Origin of the sequence: Bacillus haynesii, assembly GCF_001969855.1 — a bacterium.
Classification (GTDB): Bacteria; Bacillota; Bacilli; order Bacillales; family Bacillaceae; genus Bacillus; species Bacillus haynesii.
Window position 1 is genome coordinate 84,077 of sequence record NZ_MRBL01000003.1, and the last position, 26,299, is coordinate 110,375.

The following is a 26,299-nucleotide window of genomic DNA, read 5'->3' on the forward strand; positions in this document are numbered from 1 at the left end:
GTATGGTTCAACAAAAAGTGGAAGTTCTTTTAAAAACGGGGCTTCAAGCGCGTCCGGCGGCATTGTTTGTTCAAGAAGCCAACCGTTTTCAATCAGATATTTTTCTGGAAAAGGGAGATAAAAAAGTGAATGCCAAAAGCATCATGGGTCTGATGAGCCTTGCTGTCAGCTCCGGATCGGAAGTCACGCTGATCGCTGACGGATCCGATGAACAAGATGCCCTTGATGCACTGACTGCATATGTTCAAGAGAAAAAAGCTAAACCTTTATGAGGTTTGGCTTTTTCTCATCGATTCAAAGTGGAAGGAGAATAACCGATGACGACGATGCTCGATTCGCTGTTTAAAAGGATCGGATACAAGCCCGGTCAGCAGGTGACATTTGCTGACTTGCCCGAGTTTTTATCGCTGCTGGCTTTACAGTTTCCTTTTGAAAATGGCGCGGTTTTAAGAAACGAACGGATTTCGATGACGAAAACAGAGCTGACGGAAGCCTTGCTGAACAATAAAAGGGGCGGTTTATGCTATGATTTGAACGCTTTTCTTTACTATGTGCTGACAGAGCTCGGCTTTTCCGTTCACATGGTCCGCGGGACGGTTTTTAATGCAAAAGAGCAGGAGTGGGCGCTGACGGGAACGCATGTCGCCGTTATTCTGCGGGAAGGTGATGAAACCTATCTGCTGGATACTGGATTCGGTATCAACCTGCCGCTTGCACCCGTTCCGTTCTCAGGTGAACCCATTACCTCAAAAACAGGAGCTTACCGCATCAGGAAAACAAAGACAGATAAAGGAGATTACCTTCTTGAAATGGATAAGGGAGAGGGGTGGCAGATCGGCTATGCATTTTCGCTGATGCCAATCGATGAAGCTGCACTTACGTGCGTGCGGGATGCAATTTTCGATGAGGAAGCGTCGCCCTTTAATAAAAATCCGCTCGCTTCCAAGCTGACAAAGGACGGAAAGTTAATTTTGTCGAAAGATCACTTCACAAAGCAGACCGGGAGCGATTTGACGAAAGAAGATGTGAACGCCGGAGATTTCCAAACGATTTTCGTTCAAGCATTTTTTGACTGAAGAACCGCTGTACGCATCAATTAAAATAGCGGACGCTGTCTGTAGCGCCCGCTCGTTTTCTGTTTCATTCTTCTGTTTTCAGCTGAAAGCCGTTAAGTGTTTCTTCTGCTTCGCGAAAAAGCTGCAAATATGCTTCGGCTTGATCGCCCAAGTAATTCCGGCTTTTCTCGACATTCTTCCACTCTATCAGCAAAGGCATGCTGACCCAGCCGGTCAGACAATCCCATAGCGCATCAAGATTTTCGCCATAGTAGTCCGGAAGCTCCAGCTGTTCTTTTAATGCTTTGTGAAGATCGGATACACTTGTGATCTTTTCTCCGTATAAAATGACTTGTTTCATTTGATCATCTCATTCTCGTAAACGTTTTATAGTGGTCAGTCGTTTTATAAACCAGTCTGTCGTTAGAATAGACGATCCGGTCTGACCCCCGAAATCCCGATGTATAGTTGATGTCGGCTTCTCTCCAGACGCGTCCGGACGCATCTGGAAGCAGCTTTTCCCTGTTTTGAAAGATATCGCCGCCGATGCTTTTTCCAGGCGCTACTTCTGCCAGATTGCCTTTTTGCGGATCCCAGCCTAATTTTGCCGCCTCGGCTTTTGTGATGAAGTTGTCAGGCAGCCTGCCGTATTTCACGATATAGTCGGCAACGCCTTCAAACGTATTGATGATTTCATTTGACTGAACGGTGCCGCCTTTTTCTGCCTGCGGCCCTTCAGCTGAGCTTGTAAAGAGGTTCCCCGCCAGAAAGCCCAGCGCGAGAACAATCCCAAGCGCAAGAGTTGATAATATTTTTTTCACGGATAAAGTCCTCCCTGTCTTTAGACTTTATAGCATAAACATGAAGAATGTGCCTTCATGGGATTGAACAGCCGCATTTCCTCGTTTCCATATTTGCTATGCAATCATCTTGAATTGTACCTCAAAACATGCTCAAAAATCATTATATGATTGTAAATTTTCCATGAAGCCGAAGACGTGAACGGATCGCCGCGATTTCCTATATGACTCCCGGAATGTTAGTCAAGATCTAAAGAAAAAGAACTGACTGTTTTTCGTCAGTTCTTTTCAATGGAAATATGAAATAGGCGGTAAAGTTCCTTTGCGCTGGCGGGCGTGACAGCAACGGCCCGTGTGCGCGGGCGCCGCTCGATCCAGCCTATGCGGATAAAGGCATCAAGCAATGCGGAGCCTAAGGCGCCGGCAATGTGATGCCGCCTTTCACTCCAATCCAGGCATTTATGGCAAAAAGAGCGCCGTTTCTTTTTGACTTCCCCAACATCGATGCCAAGCTCCTTCAAAAATACTTCCCCTGCTTCAGTCACTGTAAAAACCGTCTCTTCTTCTTTCAACACGCCCATCTCCACGAGCCGTTCCGCAAGTGTGACGCCGAGTGATCCAGCCAGGTGATCATAGCATGTCCGTGCTTTTCTGACCGCCCGATCTTCGGCTGACTGCCGGAAAGAGCGAATTTCCGCAGGGGGCGCTATGTTGAGCAGGGTTTCCAGCGATTGTGCAATCTTTCCATTTTTGAGCCGGTAATAGCGGTGGCGTCCTTGCTTCCGGCATGTCAGCATCTCGGCGTCAAGCAGCTTGGAAAGATGAAAGCTTGCAGTCTGCTGCTTGATTCCCGCATAACCAGCCAGCTCGGTAGCCGTATAAAACCGGTCATCAAGCAATGCGGTTAAAATTGCTGCCCGTGACGGATCGGTGACAAGCTTGGCGACCTCGGCGATATTCGGATTCACGTTCATGACACTTCCTCCTAAAATGTAATCGATACTTCGATGTTAATTGAAATATTGAAGAATTACAATAAAAGCATAAAGGAGGAGACGCATATGCATCAAAACAGCAAAATTATTCACCCAAGCATTTTATACTACGGAACACCCGTCATTTTGCTCAGCACACTGAACGAAGACGGTTCCACGAATCTCAGCCCGCTATCATCTTCTTGGGCGCTCGGGGATTCGATCGTACTCGGCGTCGGCATCGACGGTAAAGCTTTGGAAAATTTAGAGAGACAAGCCGGATGCGTCATCAATGTACCGGATTCATCTTTATGGAGTAATGTAGAACGGCTGGCTGCCTATACAGGCAAACGATGCGTTCCGGAAGAAAAAAAGCGGCTCGGCTTTACATATCTTAAAGAAAAATTTGCAGCCGGCGGATTTACGGCAGCGGATTCCCTGGCGGTGAAACCTGACAGAGTCGCCGATTGTCCGCTTCAAATTGAAGCGGAAGCCGTCAATATCCGCCTTCCGGAACATTCCCCGTATTTTGCCGTCATTGAAACAAAAGTGCTTCATGTGCATGCACATGAAGCGATTATAAAAGGGGAACACCATATCGATCCTCAAAAATGGGGGCCTTTAATTTATCTTTTCAGGCACTATTTTGGTTTAGGACGCGAGCTCGGCAGAACATTCCGCGCCCGAATGTAAAGAATGCGCGTTATCTCAGTTCTTTGACTATATTCTTTGGCTGTCTGCCCTGAAGGCCGTCAATCAGGTTTTGGACGGCGCTTTTCAGCATGTTGACGTGTGTGACAAGGGTGGATGAGCCTATGTGGGGAACGAGGGTCACATTGGAAAGGCTTAGGAGCGGATTGTCTTTTTCAATCGGCTCCTTTTCAAATACATCCAGTCCGGCTCCTTTAATCCACCCTTCTTTCAGCGCTTGAATCAACGCTTGTTCGTCAACGGTTTGGCCGCGGGAGATGTTGATGAAAATGGACGACGGTTTCATTTTTTTGAATTCAGCTTCGCCGATGAGGCGGTATGTCTCATCTGTGAGCGGTGTGATCAGAACAATGAAATCCGAGCGTTCCAACAATTCATCGAAGCCCGTATAAACCGCGCCGGTTTTTTTCTCTGTATCGGGTTTGCGGCTGCGGCTGTAATAGAGCACTTCCATATCAAAACCCAAAACCGCCCGTTTGGCGACTTGTTCGCCGATTCGTCCCATTCCGATGATGCCGAGCGTTTGGTGATGGACATCGCATCCGAACAAGCTTTCATCATCCTCTGATTTGGTCCATTTTCCATCGCGGACGTAGCGGTCGAGCTCGGCGATTCGCCGAGCTGAGGAAAGGATCAGACCGAAAGCGAGGTCTGCGACTGTGTCGTCAAGAATGTATGGCGTGTGAGTGCCGATGACCGATTTTTCTTTCATTGCTTCAATGTCAAAGTTGTCATAGCCGACGGAGTTGTTGCTGACGATTTTTAACTTCGGTGCATTGCATAATAATTCACGGTCAATTTTTGTTCCTGAGGTCAAAAGGCCGTCCGCTTCCTTGATTTTTTCGAGCAGGGTCGATCTGGGAATACGCTCGCGCGAAGTCCAAATTTCATATGTGCAATGTTCGGCGAGCATTTCTTCGATTTCTTTTGGGACCGGTTTTGTGACATATACAAACGGTTTCATCTGTATTCTCCTTCCGCGTAAACATCTGCTTCTATTATAGATGAAAAACGGTTTCTATAAAAATCAAAGATTGTTCCGGGTAAACGCAGGACTATCAGCTCAATTATCGTTGTTTAGAAAATCATAGAATCTTATTTCAGTTTTTTAATTTATTTTAATGCATTTTTATAACTATAAATCCAAATATTTGATATTCCATTTTGCTTCCAGTTACTTTTTTATAGGTGAAGAACAGTGTAGATTTTATTATTTTAGAAAGATATAAAATTAGACTTTTTGAAATATTCAGTACATTTTTAGTGAATTTTTTGATTCGAATCCAAATCGGAAATCCATGTGCTATAATTCGGCTGTAACAATATCAAGGTCATATGACTATGAAAAGGAGTGAGAGAAAAATGGCGATTTTAACTTCCATTTTGAAGCACAATCAGTCTTTTGTAGAGGAAAAGGGATACGAGTTTTACGAAACGACAAAATTCCCTGAGAAAAAACTTGTGATTTTGACATGCATGGACACGCGTTTATTAGAACTGCTCCATCATGCAATGGGATTAAGAAATGGAGACGCAAAAATCATTAAGAATGCGGGGGCCGTTGTTTCTCACCCTTTTGGAAGCGTCATGCGCAGCATTCTTGTGGCTGTCTATGAGCTGCAGGCTGAAGAAGTCTGTGTGATCGGCCACCATGAGTGCGGAATGGCAAGCCTGGACGCTTCATCTATCCTTCAAAAGGCCAAACAGAGGGGTGTCGATGAAGGCTGTCTCGAACTCCTGCAGCATTCAGGCATCGATTTGGACACATGGATGACGGGCTTTGACAGCGTTGAAGACAGCGTCAGCCACAGCGTGAACATGGTTCGGAATCATCCGCTGATGCCTTCAGATGTTCCGGTGCACGGATTGGTGATTGATCCAAAGACCGGCCGTTTGGATGTGGTGGAAGATGGTTATTCACGTGAAGACGTTTCGCTTTCGGAAATGGGATGATCAAATGGGGAGGATAGATTGAATGTTACGTTTTTCAGGCAGATTTGAAGGATACAGCCTTAAGCGGTTTCAAAAAGATATTGTAGCAGGAATGGTCGTTGGAGTCGTCGCGATTCCGCTTGGCATGGCTTTTGCCATAGCCTCAGGAGTGAAACCGGAACACGGTCTTTACACAGTGATTGTCGCCGGTATTTTGATTTCGCTTCTCGGCGGGTCGAAATACCAGATTGGCGGGCCGACAGGCGCCTTTGTCCCGATCCTGTTCGCTATTGTGCTCCAATACGGATTTGAGAATCTGCTGATTGCCGGTTTTATGGCCGGAGTGATTCTGGTTATATTAGGGCTGCTAAAACTCGGCAAGATCATCAAGTTTATTCCGCGGCCGGTGATCATCGGGTTTACGGCCGGAATCGCGGTGATTATTTTCACCGGAGAAATCGCCAAGTTTTTAGGCTTGAGAAATGTTGAGAAGCATGAGAGTTTTTATATGAATATGAGAGAGGTTGTCATCAACCTGAATACGCTCAGCTTTTACAGCATTTTGACGGCTGTCGTATCGCTTTTCTTTGTGCTGTTTACGCCAAAGATTCTGCCGAAAGTGCCGGGAGCGCTCGCAGGCTTGCTTGTATCGACGGTCATGGCCACGATGCTGTTTCCTGAACAGGTGGTGACGATCGGCTCAGCTTACGGCGAAATTCCGCGCAGCTTGCCGAGCTTTCAATTTCCTGAATTGTCATTGGAAAAAATCATTTACCTGCTGCCTCCCGCTCTTGCGATTGCAATGCTCGGCGGAATCGAATCGCTGCTTTCCGCGATGGTGGCAGACAATATGAAGGGGACAAGGCATGACAGCAATAAAGAGCTTGTCGGCCAGGGGGTTGCGAACATTGCCGCACCGCTGTTCGGCGGAATTCCTGCGACAGGTGCGATTGCCCGTACGGCGACCAATATTAAAACGGGGGCTGCTTCTCCGATTTCAGGTATCGTACATGGCGTGTTTGTTTTATTGGTCCTGCTTTTGTTTGCACCATACGCTTCCCTTATCCCGCTTGCAAGCATGTCGCCGATTTTGATGGTGGTCGCTTGGAATATGAGTGAGCGGAAAGAGTTCATAAATATTTTGAAAATTAAGAATTCAGATTCGGCCGTGCTTATCGTCACATTTCTTTTAACGGTTTGGCAGGACCTTGTGTTTGGGGTGGCGGCCGGGATCCTGCTGGCGATCATCACCTTTATCGCCAGAATGAGCAAATCGTTCCGCATTAAAAAGGATGTGTCTGAATCGATCGTTCAGTCGGCTGCTACAGCGGAAGAAAAGCATTTTCACCGCTCTGTCAGTATCTATTCGGTTGAAGGCCCGCTGTTTTTCGGCTCATCGAATTCATTGGAGGATTCAATTTTGGACAAAGGCCACCCGCCAAAACTCCTCATCCTGCTTATGAACAAAGTAGACTACATGGATTCTTCCGCAGAAGGCAGCCTGATGACGATCGTCAACCGTGTCCACCAGCAAAACGGCAAAGTGATGATCGTCGGACTTCAACAGCAGCCGCGTGAGCTTCTTCATAAAACAGGACTGTTTCATAAAATCGGCAAAAAGCATTTTGTCGACAGGCCTGAACAAATATTTGATGTGACATAACCGACGAAGAAAACCGCCTGTTCCGGCCGGACCGAAGCAGGCGGTTGCTTTTATTCGGAAGCTTTTACAAATGTGCCTTTTTTCATCGTGGCTATTGCCGTTTCTTTCATCAGAAGGACGTCCTTTGAAAGTGTGGAGGCGGGGACTTTTCTTCCGTTAACGGCGACTTTTGGATCGATCCATCTCACCTTTAATGTTTGATGAAAAGTAAAATCACCTTCATCTCCTTGTTTAACGCGCTGGCTCGCTGTGCTGAGTTTTTCCAGCGTTTCCCCGAAGCGCGCTTTTTGCTTTAGCATCGCAAGCAGTTCCGTATCGGTTTTGAAAAAATCGCGTCCCGTGATGATTCGCATATCAAGCGCCTCTTTCAGCATTTTACTGAGCGTACAGAGCGCATATACATTGAGGGGATTCATAAAGAAGTCAATCACCTCTTGATAGTAAAGACTGGCGAACCATTCGGCATGCTCCGCCGAAGTGCAGCAAATTTCGCCTTCAACAACGGTCAGTCCCGTTTCTAAAAATCTTCCAATCTCTTCTTGATCGCCAAATCCATAGGCTAAAGAGTCGCGAAGCGTGTAATCAATGCGATCCGCGCATAAAGAAGGAGCCGGCTGCTCCAGCAGCGTCCATTTTTGCTCGTCATATAAGATGTCTTCATCTTTGAATCCGTATGTATGCAAAATCCCGGGGATATCAGATTGTTTGACCCATTGGCGAAACATCTGTTCATGGTAATCTTCGTTTTCCATGTTAAATACATCATCAGCCACATGGGAAAATGCCGTATGGGAAACATCGTGAAGCAATCCTGCAATTTGCTCGTCGAGGCTTCCGCCAAGCCTGCGAATCAAAAGCATAACCCCGATGCTGTGTTCGCAGCGGCTGATGTTCCATGCGGGATTGACGAGAAAGCAAGCCCCGCCCTGATGAATCCCTTTCAGACGCTGAACGGCTTTTGAATGAATGAGGTCTGTCAGCACAGGCTCCAAATCTGCCTCCCCGTAAAGGCGGTCATTAATCTTCATGATGCTCTCCTGCAAATCGTTCCGTCAGTTTGCAACGGTGGGCATCCATCATGTCTTCCAATGAAACATCGTATATGCCGGCAAGCATGATCAAATTCCCCATCACATCGCCCATTTCTTCGATCAGGTCTTTTTTCAGATCAGCGGCCGGCTGTTTTGCTTCGTCAGGACGGTCCCTTCCGATTTCGTATGCTCTGACCGCTCTCGCCAGTTCACCAGCCTCTTCCATTAAAAATCCCATCCGGATGAAAGGTCCGTATTCGCTCCATCCCCTTTTCCGGTAAAATGCCTTTGTCCATTGCTCCGCATCTGTGATTGTCATGAGTCATACACTCCCATTTAGAAATTCAATTATATTATCGCACACGGAACAAACAATATATAGTACAATGTTAATTGGTTTTATCAATATATGGAGTTGGAGTGAGCGAAAGTGAAAACGGTATGCGTATATTCAGGATCAAATATGGGGGCGGACCCGGAGTACAAGAAGAAAGCTGCAGAGCTTGGCGTTTATATTGCCGAGAAGGGGCTTCGCCTTGTTTACGGCGGATCGAGAATGGGATTGATGGGCGTGATTGCGGATACCGTATTGGAAAACGGCGGAGAAGTCGTCGGCGTTATGCCGAAGGGCCTTTTTACAGGGGAAATCGTTCATCAGCAGTTGACGGAACTGATCGAAGTGAGCGGCATGCATGAGCGCAAAGCGAAAATGAGTGAATTAGCTGACGGCTTTATCGCGATGCCCGGAGGCTTCGGCACGTTTGAAGAGCTGTTTGAAGTGCTTTGCTGGGCGCAGATCGGCATTCACCAAAAGCCGATCGGACTTTACAATGTGAACGGCTATTTTGAACCCCTTCTTAAAATGCTCGAATACAGCGTTCAAGAAGGCTTTTCGAACGATTCGCACCTTCAGCTGATTCATGCTTCGGCAAGCCCTGCGGAATTGATCGGGAACATGAATGATTATCGCTATCCTGTCCTCGAGAAAAAGTGGAAGGATTATAGAAACCTTTACATATAGCAAATGGGAAAACACATTTGGAGCATAAAAAAAGCTGCCGGAGTCACCGGCAGCTTTTTGGCTGTTTACTTCTGTGCGTCGATATTGCGTGTGAGCACTTTATCAATCAGGCCGTATTCTTTTGCTTCTTCAGCCGTTTTGAAGTTGTCGCGGTCTGTATCGCGCTCGATCACTTCAAGCGGCTGTCCAGTGCGCTCTGCAAGGATTTTGTTCAGCTTGTCGCGCAATGAAAGAATGCGCTTCGCCGCGATTTCAATTTCAGTCGCCTGACCTTGTGCTCCGCCAAGCGGCTGGTGGATCATGACTTCACTGTTTGGAAGAGCGTAGCGCTTCCCTTTCTCACCGGCTGCAAGAAGGAACGCACCCATAGATGCCGCCATTCCCGTACAAATCGTAGAGACTTGCGGTTTAATAAACTGCATGGTGTCATAAATCGCCATACCGGCTGTGATGGAGCCGCCAGGGCTGTTGATATAGATGCTGATATCTTTTTCTGGATCTTCGGCTTCAAGGAATAGAAGCTGAGATACGATGGAGTTCGCAACATTGTCATCGATTGCTGATCCCAGCATAATGATACGGTCTTTCAACAAGCGTGAGTAAATGTCATACGCTCTTTCCCCGCGGTTCGTCTGTTCAATGACTGTAGGTATTAAATTCATAATGCTCCTCCTTCACCTTAAAAGGTAAGTATGTAGTTTAATCATACATTTTTGGTCAATAAAGGTCAAACAAAAAGCAACCTTCATACAAAAGACATACTGAGGTTTATTTTTCCCATTTTAAAGGACATTCAAACAAAATATCAACTGTATATAGAAAATTCGAGTCTAAGTCCACTGGCCTTCATTTTATTTTATAGGAAAGAAGGAAGCCGGTTATAGGTTATGTGAACGCGCACAAGAGCAGCCTGACAGATCAGCAGAGACTTGTTGTTGCTTCAGAGCTCCAACATAAGAAGAAATCGAAGCGGATCGTATTTCTTTTATGGCGGTTCCTCAGGCTGATGATCTTCATGATGATGCGGGTTTTTCGTTTCAACCAAGAGATTGTGATTGACTTTTTAAAGAACAGCCCTTATAATATGAATTGCTGACGTTAAAAATCATATTGTGCGCTCGTAGCTCAGCTGGATAGAGCGGTGGTTTCCGGTACCACGTCTGCCGGGGGTTCGAATCCCTCCGAGCGCGTTTTCAAGACAAGGGTTTGGCATTTGCCGCCCTTGTTTTTTTGTGAACACTTTAGTCGTATTTGACTCACCGGAAGCATATATCAATTGGAGTCACTCGTAATGACTAGACGAAGGGGCGGGGTTAAATGGACAAAAAACACAATTATTTTATACCATCAGGGCTGTTGATTGGATTAGGGATCGGGATATTATTCGATCATCCGGCGCCGGGGCTTTTGATCGGCCTCGGTGCGGGGATCTTGTTGTCTGCCGTTGTGCCGAAACGAAACGGGGAGTGAGCTGTAATGGCTCGCTTTTTTTGCGCTCTCACAAAAAAGGCGGCTGTTTGGCCGCCTGGTGTTGTTTAATCGCGGATTGAACGCATATGTTTGATCTTAAGATTTTCAAAGACGGCCGTTCCATTTTCGGTAAAGAGTGTGATGCCTGTATCATTCAGGTCGGGAAATGCAAGGTTTGAGTGCGTCGTTTCGCCGTCATCAATAAATGCTTCGACAGTGTTTTGATCTACGATGATTGTGAAATGCACCCGCTTTTTTTCCGGATCAAACGGTGCTTTGCTTTCCAAATAGGTGCGGCTGCTGTCAGGCTGTCCCGTAAACCCTCTATTTACAAAAGAATATCCGCCTTCAGCCGAAATTCCCACATCGATATGGCGTTTCCGATCCGCAGATTCTCTGAGCCTGAATCCCGCATTTTTAAGATCGGCCCACGAGATATCAGCCTCAAGCTGATAGGTATTTCCCTTAATCTGAAGCGTTTTTGATCCGTTTACTTCGATGCGCTCAAACTCATCGGCCGATTCGGTTAATTCATCCAATTGACCGATCGGCTGAGAGGCGAGGCTGTATTGATTTCCGCCTTGATGTTTAAGCTGAATTTGCCGGACGATCGAATCGGTTCCGTTAAAACCGTCTTTCCATGTTGGCGTCCGGTTTGCATAATCCCAGTTATTCATCCACGCCAAAGCATAGCGTTTCCCGTACGGATCGTTCGTTTCGCCGTCTTCAAATGTCACGCCCGCATACCAGTCAAATCCGTAATCAAGCCACTGGGGTTCTGTTTCGTCTGCCGTAAATTCGTTGCCGTTGAAGCTGCCTGTCCAGTATGCATAAGTATTCGGCTTGCCGGTTCCTTTCCCGTTGGCGCTCGCTCCGAGAACCCATTTGTATGTTCCGTCATCCGCCCGCATCCTGAACAGATCCGGACATTCGATGATGCCGATATTTTCTGTTTGAAAACTGCCTGTATAACGCCATTCCTTTAGATTTTGCGATTCGTAAAAGCCGATTTTCGTTCCTTCGGCCAGCGCCATCACCCATTTATCATCCTGTTCATCCCAGATCACTTTCGGATCTCTGAAATCGACGGTGTCCGGATTAGGCAAGACCGGCTCTTCACCGTAAGGTTTAAATGTTTTTCCTCCATTTTGGCTGTACCATAAAAATTGTTCTTCTTTCCCGTCATTGGCCGATGGCTGCGTCATAATCGCCACGATCGCCCCTTTGCCGAAGCCGGCTGTGTTTTGTGAGTCGACAACGACAGAACCGGACCAAGGATCGCCATTTTTATTCGTATATTTCGGAATGGCAACCCCTTGATCCTGCCAGTGGACGAGATCATCTGATACAGCGTGGCGCCACTCTGTTCCATTGCCGTCCGGATAGTCCCGGTTATAGAGGTAGTAGTAATGATATTCTCCATTGAAATAAACGGGCTTTTGAGGATCGTTTTTCCATTTGTCAGGCGTTGTCAAATGGAAAGCTGCACGATATTCCGGTGTTTCCGGGGATTCTCCCTTTTTTTCTGTTTCCCGGGCTGAAGCCAATATCATGATGAAGATTCCAAGACAAACAGTTAAAATGCTGATCCGCTTATATACTGTCTTCTTCAAGAAAATTCCCCGCTTTATTCTAAGATGATACACGAAAGAAAATGCCGATGTTCACCGGCATTTTCTTTCGTTCGTTTTATTTGTTAACCGTTAATTGTCCTTGTTCAAGGATGCTGTTTTTGACTACGGATGTTTTCGATCCTTTGATCTTCAGCAAAAAGCTTGGTGCAAATGTGGCGTGATGCTCGTTCGAAATCCCTCTGTTTGTGATGTAGCTCGTGATGACGACTTCGTCGCCTTTTTTCTGCGGTACGGCAAAGTGTGAATAAGTAAATGTGATGTCATTGTAATCCAGGTCCATGTGCAAAACAAGTCCGGATTTGTTTAAAGGTTTGAATGGCCCGGTTAGTGAATTTGATACATAGCCGAGCATATAAATGTCTTTTGCACCGATGCCGTCAATTGTCATTTTTGATCCTCTTGAATCTGTGAACAGATACCATTTTCCGTTCATTTTGAAGAGATTGGCCCGTTCGATTTCATCTGTCACCGTATTGGAGGCGATCAAAGGCTTCATGACTTTTTTCAACGTATAATCGTTATTTAATTCGATGATTCCGAGTGCGCCGTTAGCCAACGAAGCGTTCTTTTTGTTCGCTCCTTGCAGCAGCTTGCTGCTTTCTTTTTTAAAGAACTTCTTGCTGCCGCCGTAGTAGGTTCTGTTGAATAGGGAATCTTCTCCCTGGTAGCCGGTTTTTGTTCCCGTATTGGCTTCAAATACGAGATATTTGCGGCCGTGGTCTTCCACATAATGCGGGTCTCTCATCGTATGGTTGTCGCCGGAGCTGTAGTTTCCTTCGTCAATGAATTGCTGTACGTTTTGGTACACCGTGCCGTCGGCGCCGTCAAAGACCGATTTATGATCTTTTACACCGTCAATTTTGAGCGTGTCCGAATCCGGCTGAGAGAAATTGACTTGAGCTGTTGTCAGCGTCTGCTTGCCGTATTGTGTGCCGGAGAAAGCTGTGTAAAACAGTCGGACTTTTCCGTCTTTTGTCAGCGTGGCGGAACCTGACCACTCTTGTGTTTGATACTTAAGGTACGGATCGTCAGGAGCGAATTTGTCGCTGTCTTTAAACACTCTGCCGGCGTTTTTCCAGCTGTCGATGGAAGTTTCGCCTTTCTTTTGATAGAACAAGTAGATGGATGTGTCATCGACGTCTTTCGGATCGCCCGCCAGCGCGAAAACAAGATTGTAGCCGTGGTATGTAGCAACCGTCCCATCGGCATTTTGCAGCGGCCAGCTGTCCCATACGTCTAAATCGATCAGCTCTCCATTTTTGTTATACCCTTTTGCTGAAGGGATGTTTTTGATGGTTTTCGGATCGAATTGAGGAACTTTAAATTGTTCGCTCTTTTGCTGCTCGGGAATTTTCAGCATGTCATGTCTTGTGATATGAGAAAATCCGTAGCTCTTCTTGTAATCTTGCGTTTCTTTTGCAAAGGCTTGCGGCGCAGCTCCCGCAAGCAGAGCTGCTGCAACGGTTAAGGCTGACGCTTTTTTAGCGATGTTTTTGATGTTCATTAATATTTCCTCCCTTTTTCAATATGTTAATAGATTGCTCCTGACAACATGAACGTTTCCAATCATCCCTCCTAACTGCGGCATTGTCCTGAAGAACAGAAAAAAGACCTAAAATGTGCAAGGTCATATAGGCAAAAGATAGATTTCGCCCTTCACACATTTTAGGTCTTGCCTGCTTAGACAGTAACAATCCCGACGATATTGAATTACCATCATTCTAATATACTCATCTCTGGGACTCAACTGGTCTAAGTTCCTCTTTTCTCATCCATTTTTATACAATCGACATCAATATTAAGCGGAAAGACACCTTTTTTATATGAATCTATAGTCTGTGTAAAGGGGTGGAATCTTAATCATTGAAATCAATATACATCGGTATATTTTCCCAAAAGGCATCTGGAATTGCGAGCTTCCGCTGGTCATGTCTTGACAGGGTTGTTTGAATATCGTCCTCTTTTCCGGCTTGAACTTTTTGTAGCCACTCCGGATCTATTAGGAGACCCCGGCCGATTCCGATGAGATCGGCTCCTGTTTCCAGCGCTTGAAGGGCGTCTTCCGGTGTGCGTACTTGCCCGGCTCCGATCAGTGGGAGACGGTCTTGGACTGCTTCTTTGATCAGTTCCATCCTTGTGCGGGATCTGTCTGCACCCCTGCGCGGCAAGGACCGGAAATCAACCAGTGATACGTGCAGGTAATCCAATGCTTGTTCCAGCAGTACATTGACGAAAGACAACGTTTCAGCCATTGTAATTCCAGGTGTTTCCGGCTCTTCGGGCGAAAACTTGTAGCCGATGATAAAGGACGGCTTATGACAGCTTTCCGCTACACGTCTGATTTCTTCTATGATCTGAAGCGGAAACCTCATTCGTTTCTCTAAAGTGCCGCCCCAGCTGTCATTGCGCCGGTTGTAATAAGGGGAGAAGAACTGATGGATGAGAAACCCGTTTGCGCCGTGAATTTCGACTCCGTCAAACCCGGCTTCGATCGCTCTTCGCGCCGCCTGGCCGAAAGAATAGATAAGGTCTTGAATTTCTTGATCAGACAGCGCCCTTGGCACCGGTGCATTCGGTTGATTTGGAGCGACAGCGCTTGCGCTGACTGTTCGTTCTATACCTTTGGCTCCGGAATGGAACAGCTGCAGGATTGCTTTTGCTCCGTGTTTCTTTAAAGTGGCTGCAAGCCGGGTTAGTCCTGGGATTTGATCATCGTTCTCAGCTCCGGGGATGCCGGGAAATCCGGTTCCGGGCTGTACGGTTGTCGCAGATGTGATGACCATCCCGACTTCTGTTGTCCGCGCGGCATAATAGACCAGTTCGTCATCGGAAATCGATCCTCCCGGTAATGAGGATGAATGCCCCATTGGCGGCATGATGATCCTATTTTTCAATTGGATTCCGTTTTTAAAAGTAAAGGGGGTGAATAAGGAAGCATATTGTTTTTTCATGTTTTTTCTCCTTTTTGATATAACAATAGCAACCACCGGGAGGCTCCACAAGAACGCAATTTTTTTATATATGCTTTATAAAAATAAACCGTCAGATCGTTCTCTTGAATGCTCTGGCGTCCATATGGTAGGATCAAGTCAAAATTGGCGAATGAGGCAATGGAGGAATTGCTATGAATTCAGCTGTCGATCATAAAGAATGCTCTTCTTTAATTCAGGATGTATTGAAAATTTTCTCTGGTAAATGGTCATTTTTAGTTCTCGCCGAACTCATTCAGGGCAAGCGGCGATTCAACGAGCTCAGAAGGAACTTGGGAAACGTCAACACGAAAGGATTAACTGACACATTAAGACATCTTGAAGAAAGCGGTATGATTTCCCGGAAGGTGTTCCCAACGGTTCCTGTTACTGTCGAATATGCATTAACAGAAAAAGGTGAAGCGTTCCACAGCATCTTTAAAGAGATGGCTGCGTGGGGGGAAAAGTGGATGGATGAACGTGAATGATAGCCGAAGAAATAACGAAACCCGACTTTTCAGAGTCGGGTTTTTTTCGATCTAAAATGATTTCAAAAGATGATCTCTGTATGTTTTCGCGCTTTCGGCGAGCTCGCTTTCGCCGGTTGAACCCGCCCCGTAAAACACGTACGGCGGAAGATAGGTTGTGCTGATAAAATTGCTTGTCGCCTGAAAAGGGCGTAACAGTTCGCTGATCGTATAGTGATTCGATCCGCCGGCCTGATAGGCTTCTTCGGGAGCGCCTGCTGATACCGCGACCATGAATTCTTTGCCGCGAAGCGCTGTGCCGTTTGTTCCGTATGCCCAGCCGTAGAGAAGAACGTGGTCCAGCCATTTTTTTAAGAGCGGCGGCGAGCTGTACCAATAAAGAGGAAACTGGAAGACGATTCGATCGTGTTCTTCACAGAGTTTTTGTTCTTTTTCCACATCAATGGCTTCGTCAGGATATTCCTGATAAAGGTTGCGGAATGTAATGCCGGGTACGTCTTTCAATGTGTCTGCAAATGCTTTGTTCACGACTGACTGCTCCATATTCGGATGAAATGCGAGCACCAATACTTTCATTTTTTCATCTCCTTCTTCCATTTTATTCATCTTAAACGAACAGCAATCGCGGATTCAACAAAAATGCTCCGTCCCCATTCAATGAATCGTGCCGTGACAAAGGTCTGATGTAAGCCGAGAGACACAGAATTTGCATGTTATGGAGGAAGGTGTGAAAGGTGAAAATCCGAGTTTCTTCATTTATATATAAACATAAGCAAAAAGTCTCTAACCTCGGGTTTAAAGACTGCCATGAAAAAATAAGGCAAACAGGTGAAAACGGAGCTATAGACATGTATCATCAAGATCGTGCGATATCTATTAATGCGATTATTCCGAATTTTCGGCAAGTTGAAATGGAAATGTTGATCTATAGCCGGATGAATGATTCAAGTCAGAAGCTTCCGTTATCTTCTAAAAACAAATATGAATGCAGGATGAATTAATGATTTTTTGTCCTCATCAAAAACGCTTCTACTTCTTTGACGGTCAGTCCCATTTCTTTGGCCTCCAGCATGAGGGCTCTCCATTCATCGATATTGGCTTGGGTCAGCTCCCTGTTTCGATAAAGCGCCCGTTCTTTCTTTTTCTGCTTGAGGCGGTGTGTGAATTGGAACAGTTCTTCCTGGTTCATCCCCGCCTGCACGGCCTGTACAAGGTGGGTTCTCCACTCGTCTTCATGCTCAGTCCGGCGATAAAGGATCACTTCGGTATCAAACAATTCCTTTAATTCGACTTTCAGCGCACGGGAGATTTTTTTCAGGAATTCGACTGATGGATTTCTGTGAACGCCGCGTTCAATTTTGCTTAAATATGATTTTGATACGCCTGCTATATCAGCAAGCTGGTTAATGGAGTAGCCTTTTCTTTTTCTGTACATTCGGATGACTCTTCCGATCATACTGATTCCTCCCCTTCCCCTTGCCATTCAAATAAAAACGCTTTCCTGTTCATTATAAGAAATAATTTGTTCTTTATAAAATTCAAAAATTTAAGATATCGACAGAAAATAAAAGAAAACGAACGGATTTGTTCTCTAAAAAGAACTATATAGCTAAATTCAGCATTTTTCAATTCAAATTTTTTCTTTTATAATCCAATCATTAACAAACGGCAATTCCTGAGGAGGCAGTCAAGCATGAAAGAAAATATTGATTTTAGAGAACTGATTGCAATCTTGCGAAAAAGAACGGTTCTAATTCTCGTTTTGACAATAGGTGTAACATTGACGACCGGAATCATTCAGTTCTATGTGCTGACACCTGTCTATCAGGCATCGACGCAGATTTTGGTGCATCAAGTAGGAGAGAAAAAGGGAAGCGCCACGTACAGCGATATTCAAATCAACCTTCAATACACGCGGACATTCCAAGCGCTTTTGAAAAACCCGGTGATTTTGGAGCAAGTCAAGAGAGAGCTTGATTTACCTTATTCTGCCGGCCGGTTGGGTGAAAAAATTGCAACGAGCAGTGAAAGCGAATCAGAGATTATTAACATTTCGGTTCAAGATGAAAATCAGAAACGGGCGGCCGATATAGCGAACACTCTAACAGCGGTGCTCAAAAAAGAGATTAAGCAAATTATGAACACCGATCGGGTAACCGTCCTGTCAAAAGCCGACATCGTCGATTCGCCGACACCTGTCAGACCGAATTACAAAATGAATATTTTGCTGGCATTCGGTGCCGCATTAATGACCGGAATCGCTTTGGCGTTCTTTTTGGACTTTATTGATGATACGGTTGCAAGGCCGTCTCAAGTCGAAAAGGAAGCGGGATTCATTTATTTGGGAAGTATTGAGCAAATGAAACATAAAAAAAGTCTGTTTCGCGGGGACCCTGATATGAATATCCGCGTGAAAGCAGGAAGGAGTGAGCCGCTTGGGTATTAGAAAAAAACGCTCTCGCAAATATCAATCGGCGCTTGTCGCATTGCATCAGCCGAACGCGCCGATCGTTGAACAATATCGGACGATCAGGACGAACATTGAGTTCTCATCCTTTGAGAAGCCGTTTAAGTCATTGCTCATCACATCGGGCCTACCGGGAGAAGGCAAATCATTCTCGGCTTCAAACTTGGCGGTCGTATTTTCGCAGCAGGAAAAAAAGGTCCTTCTGATCGACGCGGATTTAAGAAAGCCGACGATCCACAAAATTTTTGAGCTCGATAACCATTCAGGCGTCACAAATGTATTGATGAAAAAAACGACGCTGGAAAATGTGGTGCAGCAAAGCCAAGCGGAAAATCTCCATGTGCTGACAAGCGGTCCGATTCCTCCGAACCCGTCCGAGCTGTTGTCATCGCAGGCGATGGAGGACCTGCTTGCGGAAGCGTACAACCAATACGATTTAGTCATCCTTGATTCACCGCCGCTTCTGCCGGTCGCAGACGCGCAAATATTGGCGAACCAAGTGGATGGAAGCATCCTTGTCATCCTCAGCGGAAAAACAAAACTTGATAACGCGATCAAGTCTCGGGACGCGCTGAATTCTTCAAAAAGCGAACTGCTCGGAGCCGTGCTGAACGGGCGGAAAGTGAAGAAAGCGCGCCAATATAATTACGCAACCATGTAATCTTTTGAAGCGGCTGCACCGCTTTAGGTGATGTCTCCTTGCCTTTACCGATGGAGGCACTCGGCTCTACCGTGGGCAGACTTCCGTCTGCCTTAGACGCAAGTCGTCGATGGCGGGGTGTGAGGACGGGTTAAATGCCCATTTTTATTTGATGTACGTGCTCGGTTTAAATTTGAAAATCGCCCGTATCTTTTTAGCTGATGGGATTTTGCCCTGAAAGATCCTATCAGCTAGAAAGATACATTAGGAGGTAGGAAATTGACATATCGGAGAAGGCTTTCCATTATTACCGCACTCGATTCGTACTTGGTTTTGCTGTCCATCTTTATCGGATATCAGCTGATTTTGCCATCATATGATTTATACCCTTCGGAAATGCTGCTGATGACTTCACTGATACTGCTTGGCGCTCAGCATTTATTCGCCCATTGCTTCCACCTTTACAAAAAAGTGTGGGAGTACGCAAGCATCGGTGAATTATATGTGCTGCTTAAATCGATTACCTTGTCCCATCTTGTGACGGCGGTCCTCGAACTGTTTTTCTTTCAAAACGTTCCGGTTCGTCTTTTATGTTTAAGCTGGCTGTTCCAGCTGATCTTGATCGGCGGGTCACGGATGATGTGGCGCATCATCAGGGAACAGGTGAACAAAGAAAGCAAAGGATCTCTAAGGGCGCTTATCATCGGAGCGGGCTCTGCCGGCAGTTTGATCGTAAAACAGCTTGTGCAAAAGCCGGAATTGAACATTAAGCCCGTCGCATTTATCGATGATGACAAAACGAAATACCGGCTTGAAATCATGGGTCTGCCCGTCTTAGGCGGAAAAGAGCAGATTATACAGGCAGTTCGGCAATGGAATATCGACCGGATCATCATCGCCATTCCATCTTTAAGCGTCACTCAGATGCAGGACATGTACAAGGCGTGTGCGCAAACGGGTGTCAAAACGCAAATCATGCCGAAAATAGACGAAATATTGCTTGGCAGACATCCTGTCGGCCAGCTTCGCGATGTCAAAGCAGAAGATTTGCTCGGAAGGGAGCCTGTCCAGCTTGACACAAGCGAAATCTCCAATACGGTCAAGGACCGCGTCGTTCTTGTAACGGGGGCCGGAGGTTCAATCGGCTCGGAAATCTGCCGGCAAATCAGCAAATTTAAACCGAAATCGATTATTTTAGTCGGGCACGGGGAAAACAGCATCCATTCGATCTTGCTTGAACTGCAGGAGAAGTTCGGAAAGCATGTCGACTATTATCCTGAAATCGCTGACATACAGGACAGAGAAAAAATGTTTTTGCTGATGGAACGCTACAAACCGAATGTCATTTATCATGCAGCTGCACACAAGCATGTTCCGCTGATGGAAAAATGCCCGAAAGAAGCTGTTAAAAACAATATCCTCGGCACGAAAAACGTCGCTGAAGCAGCCGACGAAACCGGAGTGGAAACTTTTGTCCTGATCTCGTCAGACAAAGCGGTCAACCCTGCCAATATCATGGGAGCAACGAAGCGGTTCGCGGAAATGCTGATCATGAATCTCGGCAAAACGAGCAAAACCAAATTTGTCGCCGTCCGCTTCGGAAATGTTCTCGGCAGCAGGGGAAGCGTCATTCCGATTTTCAAAAAACAAATTGCTAAAGGCGGCCCGGTCACTGTCACACACCAGGACATGACGAGGTACTTCATGACGATTCCGGAAGCTTCAAGGCTGGTTATTCAAGCGGGGGCGCTTGCCAAAGGAAGACAGATTTTCGTGCTCGATATGGGTGAACCGGTCAAAATCGTCGACCTCGCCAAAAATCTCATCCAGCTCTCCGGCTATACGACAGATCAGATCAAAATCGAATTTACAGGCATCCGGCCGGGCGAAAAAATGTACGAAGAGCTGCTGAATCAAAATGAAGTGCTGGCAGAGCAGGTTTTCCCGAAGATTCATATCGGCAAGGCGGTCGACGTCGAGTGGACGGTGCTGAAGACATTTATGGATGAATTTATGTATTTGTCAGACCGCGAGCTGAGAGAGCGCTTGTTCAAAGCGATCGGCCAGCATGAGAAAAAGCTGGTGACAGCTCACTAGGGGGAAGAACATGACAAGAACGGTTTTGTTTTGCGCTACTGTAGATTACCATTTCAAGGCCTTCCACCTCCCGTATTTAAAATGGTTTAAAGAGCAGGGATGGAACGTTCATATCGCCGCAAAAGGAGATATGACACTGCCTTATACAGACAAAAAATTTGATATCGATATCAGGCGTTCTCCTCTGAATGCAAGCAATATCGCAGCCTATCGGGAGCTGGCGCGCATCATTGACGAAAACCGGTACAGCATTATTCATTGCCACACGCCGATGGGAGGCGTGCTGGCAAGGCTTGCGGCCCGGAAGCAGAGAAAAGAGGGAACGAAAGTAATCTATACCGCTCACGGTTTCCACTTTTGCCAAGGTGCACCTTTGAAAAATTGGCTGCTCTATTATCCGATTGAAAAAGGGCTGTCCGCTTTGACCGATTGCCTGATTACGATCAATGAAGAAGATTTCGTCCTTGCAAAAGGCTTGCGAAAGGCGATGCGCACGGAAAAAATCCACGGCATCGGCGTCGATACGGAGCGGTTTCATCCTGTCAGCGAAACAGAGAAAATGCTGCTCAGGAAAACATACGGTTTCAAAGAAGAAGACTTTATTCTCATATATCCCGCGGAGCTGAACGCGAATAAAAACCAGGCGCTGCTCATCGAAACGGCAGCTGCTTTAAAAGACAGAGCTCCGAACTTAAAGCTCGTGTTTGCAGGAAAAGGGCAGATGGAGGAAAAATACCGAAGTCTCGCTGAACAAAAAGGTGTTTCTTCGCTTGTCACGTTTGCCGGTTTTCAAAAAAACATCCACGAATGGATTCAGCTTGCAGACGTGTCTGTCGCTTCAAGCATCAGGGAAGGGCTCGGCATGAACCTCCTTGAAGGAATGGCAGCAGGAAAGCCCGCCGTTGCAGCGGACAACCGCGGACACCGGGAAGTCATTCAAGAGGGCGTGAACGGATTTTTGGTTCCGCAGGGAGACGCCGGAACATTCAGCGACCGGATTTTGCAGCTGTACCGCCTGCCTTCTTTGCGAAAAAAGATGGGGGACGCGGGGAGACGAACGGCCGCCGCTTTTTCCCAGCAGCGCACAGTCAAAGAAATGGCGGGCATTTATTCTTCCTTTATGGATAACGAAACAGTTGAAAGGAGGCTGAAAGGATGACAGGGGGTCAAAAGCCGAAAGTTTCTGTCATTATGGGAGTCTACAATTGTGAGGACACGATCGCAGAGAGCATCGAGTCAATTTTAAATCAAACCTATAAAAATTGGGAACTGATTATATGCGACGATGCTTCGACAGACGGGACATATGCTGTTGCCAGGCGGTATGCCGATCATTACGCAGATAAGATCAAGCTGATCAAAAATGAGAAGAATCAGCGGCTGGCTGCTTCGTTAAATCACTGTCTCCAATACGCCGGCGGGAAATATATCGCGCGTCAGGACGGAGATGATATCTCTATGCCAAGGCGGTTTGAAAAGCAGGTCGCGTTTCTGGAATCACAATCTCATTATCATGTCGTCGGAAGCGGCATGATGGCCTTCGACGAAAACGGGATCAGAGGCGTCAGAATGCTTCCTTCCTCTCCCGGACCGAGAATCATGGCGAAAGGAACGCCGTTTTGCCATGCGACGATCATGATGAGAGCGGAAGTCTATAAGGCGCTGGACGGCTATCGGGTCGGCCGGAGAACAAGAAGGATGGAAGATATCGATTTGTGGCTCCGTTTTTTTGAGGCGGGCTACACAGGCTACAACCTTCAGGAAGCTTTATACAAAGTAAGGGAAGACGAATCGGCGTTTAAAAGGAGAAAGCTCAGCTACTCGATTGATAATGCGTTTATCGTCTTTGCCGCCTGCAGACGGCTGAAGCTGCCGCTCTCAGACTACATTTATATGATGAAACCCATCATCAGGGGGCTCATGCCTCCTTTTATCATGAACAAATATCATAAAAGAAGATTGATGAATGAAGGCGGAGGGGTCGTAAAACATGAATGACGGAAGCGTGAGACCAAAACGGGTACTTCACATCGTAAGCGGCATGAACCGCGGCGGCGCGGAGACGATGATTATGAATATATACCGCCATACAGACAGACGGCATATTCAATTTGATTTTATTTCCCACCGGGAAGAAACGTGCGATTATGATCCGGAAATCATCACGCACGGCGGCCGGGTGTTTTATGTACCGAGCATCGGGCGGTCGGGACCAGTCGCCTACATCAAAAACATCAGAAGGATTTTGGTTGAGAAAGGGCCGTATGCCGCCGTCCACGCCCATACTGATTTTCAGACGGGGTTTGCCGCATTGGCGGCCAGGCTCGCCGGCGTTCCGATCAGGGTCTGCCATTCCCACAACACGGCCTGGAAGTCTAATCCCCGGTTTTGGGATACATGGCAGCTCCTTGCATTCCGCCGCTTGATTTTCTCCAGTGCTACGGCTCTGTGCGCTTGCGGCAAAGATGCCGGGCGTTTTTTATTCGGCAAAAAAAAGATGGGCGAAAACGCGGTCCATCTTTTGCAAAACGGGATTGAACTTGACCGGTTCAAGGAAGCGAGCGGCGTTTCGAAGATGGATGCGAAAAAGAGCTTCGGCATCAAGGAAGACGCACTGGTGATCGGGCATGTCGGCCGTTTTTTTGAACAGAAAAACCACGCGTTTCTGCTCGGGCTTGCCGCTCATTTTAAGAAATCGGGCACACCATTTCAAGCGGTGTTCGCAGGTGATGGTCCGCTGCGCAGACAGATGGAAGAAAAAGCCGCCTCTCTCGGTGTAAAAGACGACATTCTATTTCTCGGCGTCGTCGAAGATATCCCGGCTCTCATGCAGACGTTTGATGTATTTGCCATGCCGTCTTTGTTTGAAGGGCTCCCCCTCGTTCTCGTCGAAGCGCAGGCGTCAGGGCTTCCTTGTATTGTATCAGACCATATTACAGAGGAAACCGATTTGGGACTCGGCCTGCTGCAACGTCTCAGCTTAAATGCCGGTTTTGAACGGTGGGCTGAGGATATCAGCCGTGCTGCTCAGGCGAAAAAGCCTGCATGGCCGGAAATAGAGAGAAGCCTTGCTGAGAGAGGGTATGATGCAAAAGCAAATTTGGCGAGACTGATGGACATCTATTCAATCTCCGCGGCAGAAGGACAGTGAGTGTATGTCTGTTTACATGTTGAATATGGGGATTGTTTTCATCTGGTCATGGTTTGCGAAAATGTACGGCAGGGAAGATCACAGGCTGCCGACGGGCTACCGTCCGAATGCGATCCTCACCGTCGTTCCGCTCGCGTCTTTGATTATCGTTGCCGGCTTAAGATACAAGGTCGGAACGGATTACCACACCTATATGCTGCTTTACGAATTAGCCGGAAAATACAACAACATTTGGGAGATCTTCGGTTTCGGAACAGATAAGTCGTCGACAGATCCCGGATTTACCGCACTCTTATGGATATTAAACCAGGTTTCAGCCGATCCGGCGCTCATGTTTGCCGTCGTTGCCGCGATCACCTATATCTATATCGTCAAGACGCTTTATGTATATGGAAGACCGTTTGAGTTGAGCATGTTTCTCTTTATCGGCATGTTTCACTACTATGCTTCGTTTAACGGTATTCGCCAATACATGGCGGCGGCCATTCTGTTTTGGGCGGTCCGGTATCTGATCGATGGGAAACTGGTGCGCTATATGACCGTCGTGCTGATCTGTTCGCTTTTTCATTCTTCGGCTTTGATCATGATTCCGGTTTATTTCATCGTCAGAAGAAAAGCGTGGTCGCCTGTCCTCTGGTGCCTGATGCTCTTATTTTTGGCGGGGACTTTTCTGTATCAAAAATTCCTGTCCGTATTCCTTGTCGTGCTTGAAAACAGTCAATACGGACATTACGAAGAATGGCTGATGAAAAATACGAACGGCATGAATGCCATTAAAATCATTGTTCTTCTTCTCCCGCTCGTACTTGCATTCTGCTTCAGGGAGCAGCTCAGAAAGCGCTGGCCCGAAGTCGATTATATCGTCAACCTTTGTCTGATCGGTTTCCTGTTCGGAATTTTGGCGACAAAGGATGTCATTTTTGCGAGGTTCAACATTTATTTCGGGCTCTATCAGCTGATTCTCGTTCCTTATTTTGTACGGATTTTTGAACCGAAATCGAACGCGCTTCTGTATGTTTTGATTTTGATCTGTTACTTCTTATACAGCTTTATGCTCATGCCGTTCGATTCGTCGGTATTGCCGTACAGAACGATTTTTGAACGTTGAATAGCGGAATAGGCCGTTTAGGTGTTGTGAAAATTTCGACAAAGGAGTCATCACATTGGAAAATCCAGCAGTTAGTCTACTGGTCGCTGTTTATAATACAGAAGCTTTTTTGCCGAATTGTTTGCAGTCGTTGATCAGCCAGACCTTAAAAAATATCGAAATCATTATCGTCAATGACGGTTCAACAGACGGAAGCCAGAAGATCATTGATCATTACGCCCGAAAGGACGGGCGCATCAAAACGATTCAGCAGGAGAATCAGGGCCTTGGCGCTGTCCGCAATAAAGGCATCGAAGCGGCGTCAGGCGAGTACTTGGCATTCATCGACTCCGATGACTGGATTGAGCCTGACTATTGCCAATTGATGTATGAAAAAGCGAAGGATAAGGATGCCGATCTTGTCATCTGTGATTATGCCGTCGAAATTCAGGATACCGGAAAAACGGTCTGCCCTGACATCGGGAAAAACTATGAGGGAAAGCCGAAAGAGGCATTCATGAAAGATTTGTTAAAGGGTAAAGTAAGCGGCTTTTCCTGGAACAAGCTCTACAGACGGAGCCTGATAGAGCGGCATAAGCTCGTTTTCCCGTTGCGCAACGAGCTGGAAAACATCGAAGATCAATACTTCAGCTTCAGGTGCCTTTTATATGCGAATACCGCGGCGTTCGTGACAAAGCCGCTTTATCATTACAGGGTCCACCTGTCGTCCATCGTCCAAAAGTATCAGGCGGGGCTGTTTGAAGACGGACTCGCTCTTTATGAAGCAAACCTGGATTGCCTGACAAAGCACGGAGAGCTCCCGGCTTTAAAGGAGGCGCTGCACGTCTTTATCGTCAACCACGGCTGCATCAGTATTTTAAATGAATGCAAGAGCCGAAACAAAAACCCTTCAATAGAAAAATATAAAAATATCCGCAGCATATGCGCCTGTCCGGAATTCAGGGGGAAAATCCCCGCAGTGGACATGTCGGCATTCGATTCCAAGAAGAAGCTTCTCCTTATGCTGATTCGTTTGCGGTTGGTGCCGGCAGTGTATGGATTTGCGGCCATTTACCAGAAAATGATCGAGCACAGAATGAAGAAATAGG

General features: G+C 46.6%; 29 protein-coding genes and 1 tRNA gene. 18 read left to right on the top strand and 12 right to left on the bottom strand.

Features of this window, described 5'->3' with window-relative positions:
* Positions 1 to 2 precede the first annotated feature (2 nt).
* Entirely contained in the window at positions 3 to 272 is a 270-nt protein-coding gene (locus tag BTA31_RS02485; protein WP_043926631.1) for an HPr family phosphocarrier protein, read from the top strand.
* 45 nt (positions 273 to 317) lie between these two features.
* On the top strand, positions 318 to 1,076 hold the full coding sequence (locus BTA31_RS02490; protein ID WP_043926630.1) for an arylamine N-acetyltransferase: 759 nt from the start codon (positions 318 to 320) through the stop codon (positions 1,074 to 1,076).
* A gap of 64 nt (positions 1,077 to 1,140) precedes the next feature.
* Here BTA31_RS02490 and BTA31_RS02495 read toward each other — a convergent pair whose 3' ends face one another.
* From BTA31_RS02495 to BTA31_RS02505, 3 genes are all read right to left on the bottom strand, one after another.
* A complete protein-coding gene (locus BTA31_RS02495; RefSeq protein ID WP_043928992.1) occupies positions 1,141 to 1,416 on the bottom strand; it encodes a barstar family protein in 276 nt (91 codons plus the stop codon).
* A gap of 4 nt (positions 1,417 to 1,420) precedes the next feature.
* The gene (locus tag BTA31_RS02500) at positions 1,421 to 1,876 is read right to left on the bottom strand and encodes a ribonuclease (protein ID WP_076788766.1); all 456 of its coding nucleotides are present in this window, start codon (positions 1,874 to 1,876) and stop codon (positions 1,421 to 1,423) included.
* Between the two features lie 257 nt (positions 1,877 to 2,133).
* Positions 2,134 to 2,829, bottom strand: a complete 696-nt coding sequence (locus BTA31_RS02505; protein WP_076788767.1) for an ArsR/SmtB family transcription factor — start codon at positions 2,827 to 2,829, stop codon at positions 2,134 to 2,136.
* A gap of 87 nt (positions 2,830 to 2,916) precedes the next feature.
* Here BTA31_RS02505 and BTA31_RS02510 point away from each other — a divergent pair, with 87 nt between their 5' ends.
* Positions 2,917 to 3,522, top strand: coding sequence for a flavin reductase family protein (locus BTA31_RS02510; protein ID WP_076788768.1), 606 nt, complete (start codon positions 2,917 to 2,919; stop codon positions 3,520 to 3,522).
* Between the two features lie 10 nt (positions 3,523 to 3,532).
* On the opposite strand, the gene BTA31_RS02515 is transcribed toward BTA31_RS02510, so the two are convergent.
* On the bottom strand, positions 3,533 to 4,504 hold the full coding sequence (locus BTA31_RS02515; protein ID WP_076788769.1) for a 2-hydroxyacid dehydrogenase: 972 nt from the start codon (positions 4,502 to 4,504) through the stop codon (positions 3,533 to 3,535).
* A 398-nt stretch (positions 4,505 to 4,902) separates the two neighbouring features.
* Here BTA31_RS02515 and BTA31_RS02520 point away from each other — a divergent pair, with 398 nt between their 5' ends.
* The gene (locus tag BTA31_RS02520; protein WP_043928998.1) at positions 4,903 to 5,493 is read left to right on the top strand and encodes a beta-class carbonic anhydrase; all 591 of its coding nucleotides are present in this window, start codon (positions 4,903 to 4,905) and stop codon (positions 5,491 to 5,493) included.
* Between the two features lie 22 nt (positions 5,494 to 5,515).
* Positions 5,516 to 7,135: a SulP family inorganic anion transporter gene (locus BTA31_RS02525; protein WP_076788770.1), complete on the top strand. Its 1,620-nt coding sequence runs from the start codon at positions 5,516 to 5,518 to the stop codon at positions 7,133 to 7,135.
* 50 nt (positions 7,136 to 7,185) lie between these two features.
* Here the strand turns inward: BTA31_RS02525 and BTA31_RS02530 are convergent, their stop codons facing one another.
* Both BTA31_RS02530 and BTA31_RS02535 read right to left on the bottom strand, forming a co-directional pair.
* A complete protein-coding gene (locus BTA31_RS02530; RefSeq protein WP_076788771.1) occupies positions 7,186 to 8,163 on the bottom strand; it encodes an HD domain-containing protein in 978 nt (325 codons plus the stop codon).
* A complete protein-coding gene (locus BTA31_RS02535; RefSeq protein WP_043928440.1) occupies positions 8,153 to 8,485 on the bottom strand; it encodes a MazG nucleotide pyrophosphohydrolase domain-containing protein in 333 nt (110 codons plus the stop codon). The genes BTA31_RS02530 and BTA31_RS02535 overlap by 11 nt, the downstream gene beginning before the upstream one ends.
* Positions 8,486 to 8,596: 111 nt before the next feature.
* Between BTA31_RS02535 and BTA31_RS02540 the strand changes: the two genes are divergently transcribed.
* Complete coding sequence (locus BTA31_RS02540) at positions 8,597 to 9,187, top strand: LOG family protein (protein WP_076788772.1); 591 nt, start codon at positions 8,597 to 8,599, stop codon at positions 9,185 to 9,187.
* A 65-nt stretch (positions 9,188 to 9,252) separates the two neighbouring features.
* On the opposite strand, the gene clpP is transcribed toward BTA31_RS02540, so the two are convergent.
* Complete coding sequence (gene clpP / locus BTA31_RS02545; RefSeq protein WP_003185550.1) at positions 9,253 to 9,849, bottom strand: ATP-dependent Clp endopeptidase proteolytic subunit ClpP; 597 nt, start codon at positions 9,847 to 9,849, stop codon at positions 9,253 to 9,255.
* A 452-nt stretch (positions 9,850 to 10,301) separates the two neighbouring features.
* Between clpP and BTA31_RS02555 the strand changes: the two genes are divergently transcribed.
* Together BTA31_RS02555 and BTA31_RS22940 are read left to right on the top strand one after the other, a co-directional pair.
* Positions 10,302 to 10,377 (top strand) — tRNA-Arg (locus tag BTA31_RS02555).
* Positions 10,378 to 10,504: 127 nt separating this feature from the next.
* Complete coding sequence (locus tag BTA31_RS22940) at positions 10,505 to 10,657, top strand: hypothetical protein (RefSeq protein WP_167370603.1); 153 nt, start codon at positions 10,505 to 10,507, stop codon at positions 10,655 to 10,657.
* Positions 10,658 to 10,722: 65 nt separating this feature from the next.
* Here BTA31_RS22940 and BTA31_RS02560 read toward each other — a convergent pair whose 3' ends face one another.
* The 3 genes from BTA31_RS02560 to BTA31_RS02570 all read right to left on the bottom strand — a co-directional run bounded on the left by BTA31_RS02560 (position 10,723) and on the right by BTA31_RS02570 (position 15,242).
* Positions 10,723 to 12,270: a glycoside hydrolase family 32 protein gene (locus BTA31_RS02560; protein ID WP_076788774.1), complete on the bottom strand. Its 1,548-nt coding sequence runs from the start codon at positions 12,268 to 12,270 to the stop codon at positions 10,723 to 10,725.
* A 76-nt stretch (positions 12,271 to 12,346) separates the two neighbouring features.
* Positions 12,347 to 13,795 carry a glycoside hydrolase family 68 protein gene (locus BTA31_RS02565; protein WP_043928445.1) on the bottom strand — a complete coding sequence of 483 codons (1,449 nt, stop codon included), beginning with the start codon at positions 13,793 to 13,795 and terminating at the stop codon, positions 12,347 to 12,349.
* 352 nt (positions 13,796 to 14,147) lie between these two features.
* Positions 14,148 to 15,242, bottom strand: coding sequence for an NADH-dependent flavin oxidoreductase (locus tag BTA31_RS02570; RefSeq protein WP_076788775.1), 1,095 nt, complete (start codon positions 15,240 to 15,242; stop codon positions 14,148 to 14,150).
* 173 nt (positions 15,243 to 15,415) lie between these two features.
* Between BTA31_RS02570 and BTA31_RS02575 the strand changes: the two genes are divergently transcribed.
* Positions 15,416 to 15,748, top strand: a complete 333-nt coding sequence (locus tag BTA31_RS02575; protein WP_043928448.1) for a winged helix-turn-helix transcriptional regulator — start codon at positions 15,416 to 15,418, stop codon at positions 15,746 to 15,748.
* A gap of 51 nt (positions 15,749 to 15,799) precedes the next feature.
* Here the strand turns inward: BTA31_RS02575 and BTA31_RS02580 are convergent, their stop codons facing one another.
* Positions 15,800 to 16,324, bottom strand: coding sequence for an NAD(P)H-dependent oxidoreductase (locus tag BTA31_RS02580; RefSeq protein ID WP_076789016.1), 525 nt, complete (start codon positions 16,322 to 16,324; stop codon positions 15,800 to 15,802).
* Positions 16,325 to 16,482: 158 nt separating this feature from the next.
* Between BTA31_RS02580 and BTA31_RS02585 the strand changes: the two genes are divergently transcribed.
* Positions 16,483 to 16,749, top strand: a complete 267-nt coding sequence (locus BTA31_RS02585; RefSeq protein WP_076788776.1) for a hypothetical protein — start codon at positions 16,483 to 16,485, stop codon at positions 16,747 to 16,749.
* Here the strand turns inward: BTA31_RS02585 and slrR are convergent.
* The gene (slrR, locus tag BTA31_RS02590) at positions 16,746 to 17,204 is read right to left on the bottom strand and encodes an HTH-type transcriptional regulator SlrR (protein WP_076788777.1); all 459 of its coding nucleotides are present in this window, start codon (positions 17,202 to 17,204) and stop codon (positions 16,746 to 16,748) included. The genes BTA31_RS02585 and slrR overlap by 4 nt on opposite strands.
* A gap of 237 nt (positions 17,205 to 17,441) precedes the next feature.
* Here slrR and BTA31_RS02595 point away from each other — a divergent pair, with 237 nt between their 5' ends.
* The 8 genes from BTA31_RS02595 to BTA31_RS02630 all read left to right on the top strand — a co-directional run bounded on the left by BTA31_RS02595 (position 17,442) and on the right by BTA31_RS02630 (position 26,298).
* Positions 17,442 to 18,194 carry a YveK family protein gene (locus BTA31_RS02595; RefSeq protein WP_043928450.1) on the top strand — a complete coding sequence of 251 codons (753 nt, stop codon included), beginning with the start codon at positions 17,442 to 17,444 and terminating at the stop codon, positions 18,192 to 18,194.
* Positions 18,184 to 18,876: a CpsD/CapB family tyrosine-protein kinase gene (locus BTA31_RS02600; protein WP_043928451.1), complete on the top strand. Its 693-nt coding sequence runs from the start codon at positions 18,184 to 18,186 to the stop codon at positions 18,874 to 18,876. Before BTA31_RS02595 ends, BTA31_RS02600 begins: the two co-directional genes overlap by 11 nt.
* Before the next feature lie 258 nt (positions 18,877 to 19,134).
* A complete protein-coding gene (locus tag BTA31_RS02605) occupies positions 19,135 to 20,952 on the top strand; it encodes a polysaccharide biosynthesis protein (protein WP_076788778.1) in 1,818 nt (605 codons plus the stop codon).
* A 10-nt stretch (positions 20,953 to 20,962) separates the two neighbouring features.
* The gene (locus tag BTA31_RS02610; protein ID WP_076788779.1) at positions 20,963 to 22,111 is read left to right on the top strand and encodes a glycosyltransferase family 4 protein; all 1,149 of its coding nucleotides are present in this window, start codon (positions 20,963 to 20,965) and stop codon (positions 22,109 to 22,111) included.
* Positions 22,108 to 22,950 (top strand): glycosyltransferase EpsE, encoded by an 843-nt coding sequence (locus BTA31_RS02615; protein WP_043928455.1) that lies wholly within the window; start codon positions 22,108 to 22,110, stop codon positions 22,948 to 22,950. Before BTA31_RS02610 ends, BTA31_RS02615 begins: the two co-directional genes overlap by 4 nt.
* The gene (locus BTA31_RS02620; RefSeq protein ID WP_076788780.1) at positions 22,943 to 24,103 is read left to right on the top strand and encodes a glycosyltransferase family 1 protein; all 1,161 of its coding nucleotides are present in this window, start codon (positions 22,943 to 22,945) and stop codon (positions 24,101 to 24,103) included. The genes BTA31_RS02615 and BTA31_RS02620 overlap by 8 nt, the downstream gene beginning before the upstream one ends.
* 4 nt (positions 24,104 to 24,107) lie before the next feature.
* Positions 24,108 to 25,211, top strand: coding sequence for an EpsG family protein (locus BTA31_RS02625; RefSeq protein WP_076788781.1), 1,104 nt, complete (start codon positions 24,108 to 24,110; stop codon positions 25,209 to 25,211).
* 55 nt (positions 25,212 to 25,266) lie between these two features.
* Positions 25,267 to 26,298, top strand: coding sequence for a glycosyltransferase family 2 protein (locus BTA31_RS02630; RefSeq protein WP_076788782.1), 1,032 nt, complete (start codon positions 25,267 to 25,269; stop codon positions 26,296 to 26,298).
* Position 26,299 lies beyond the last annotated feature (1 nt).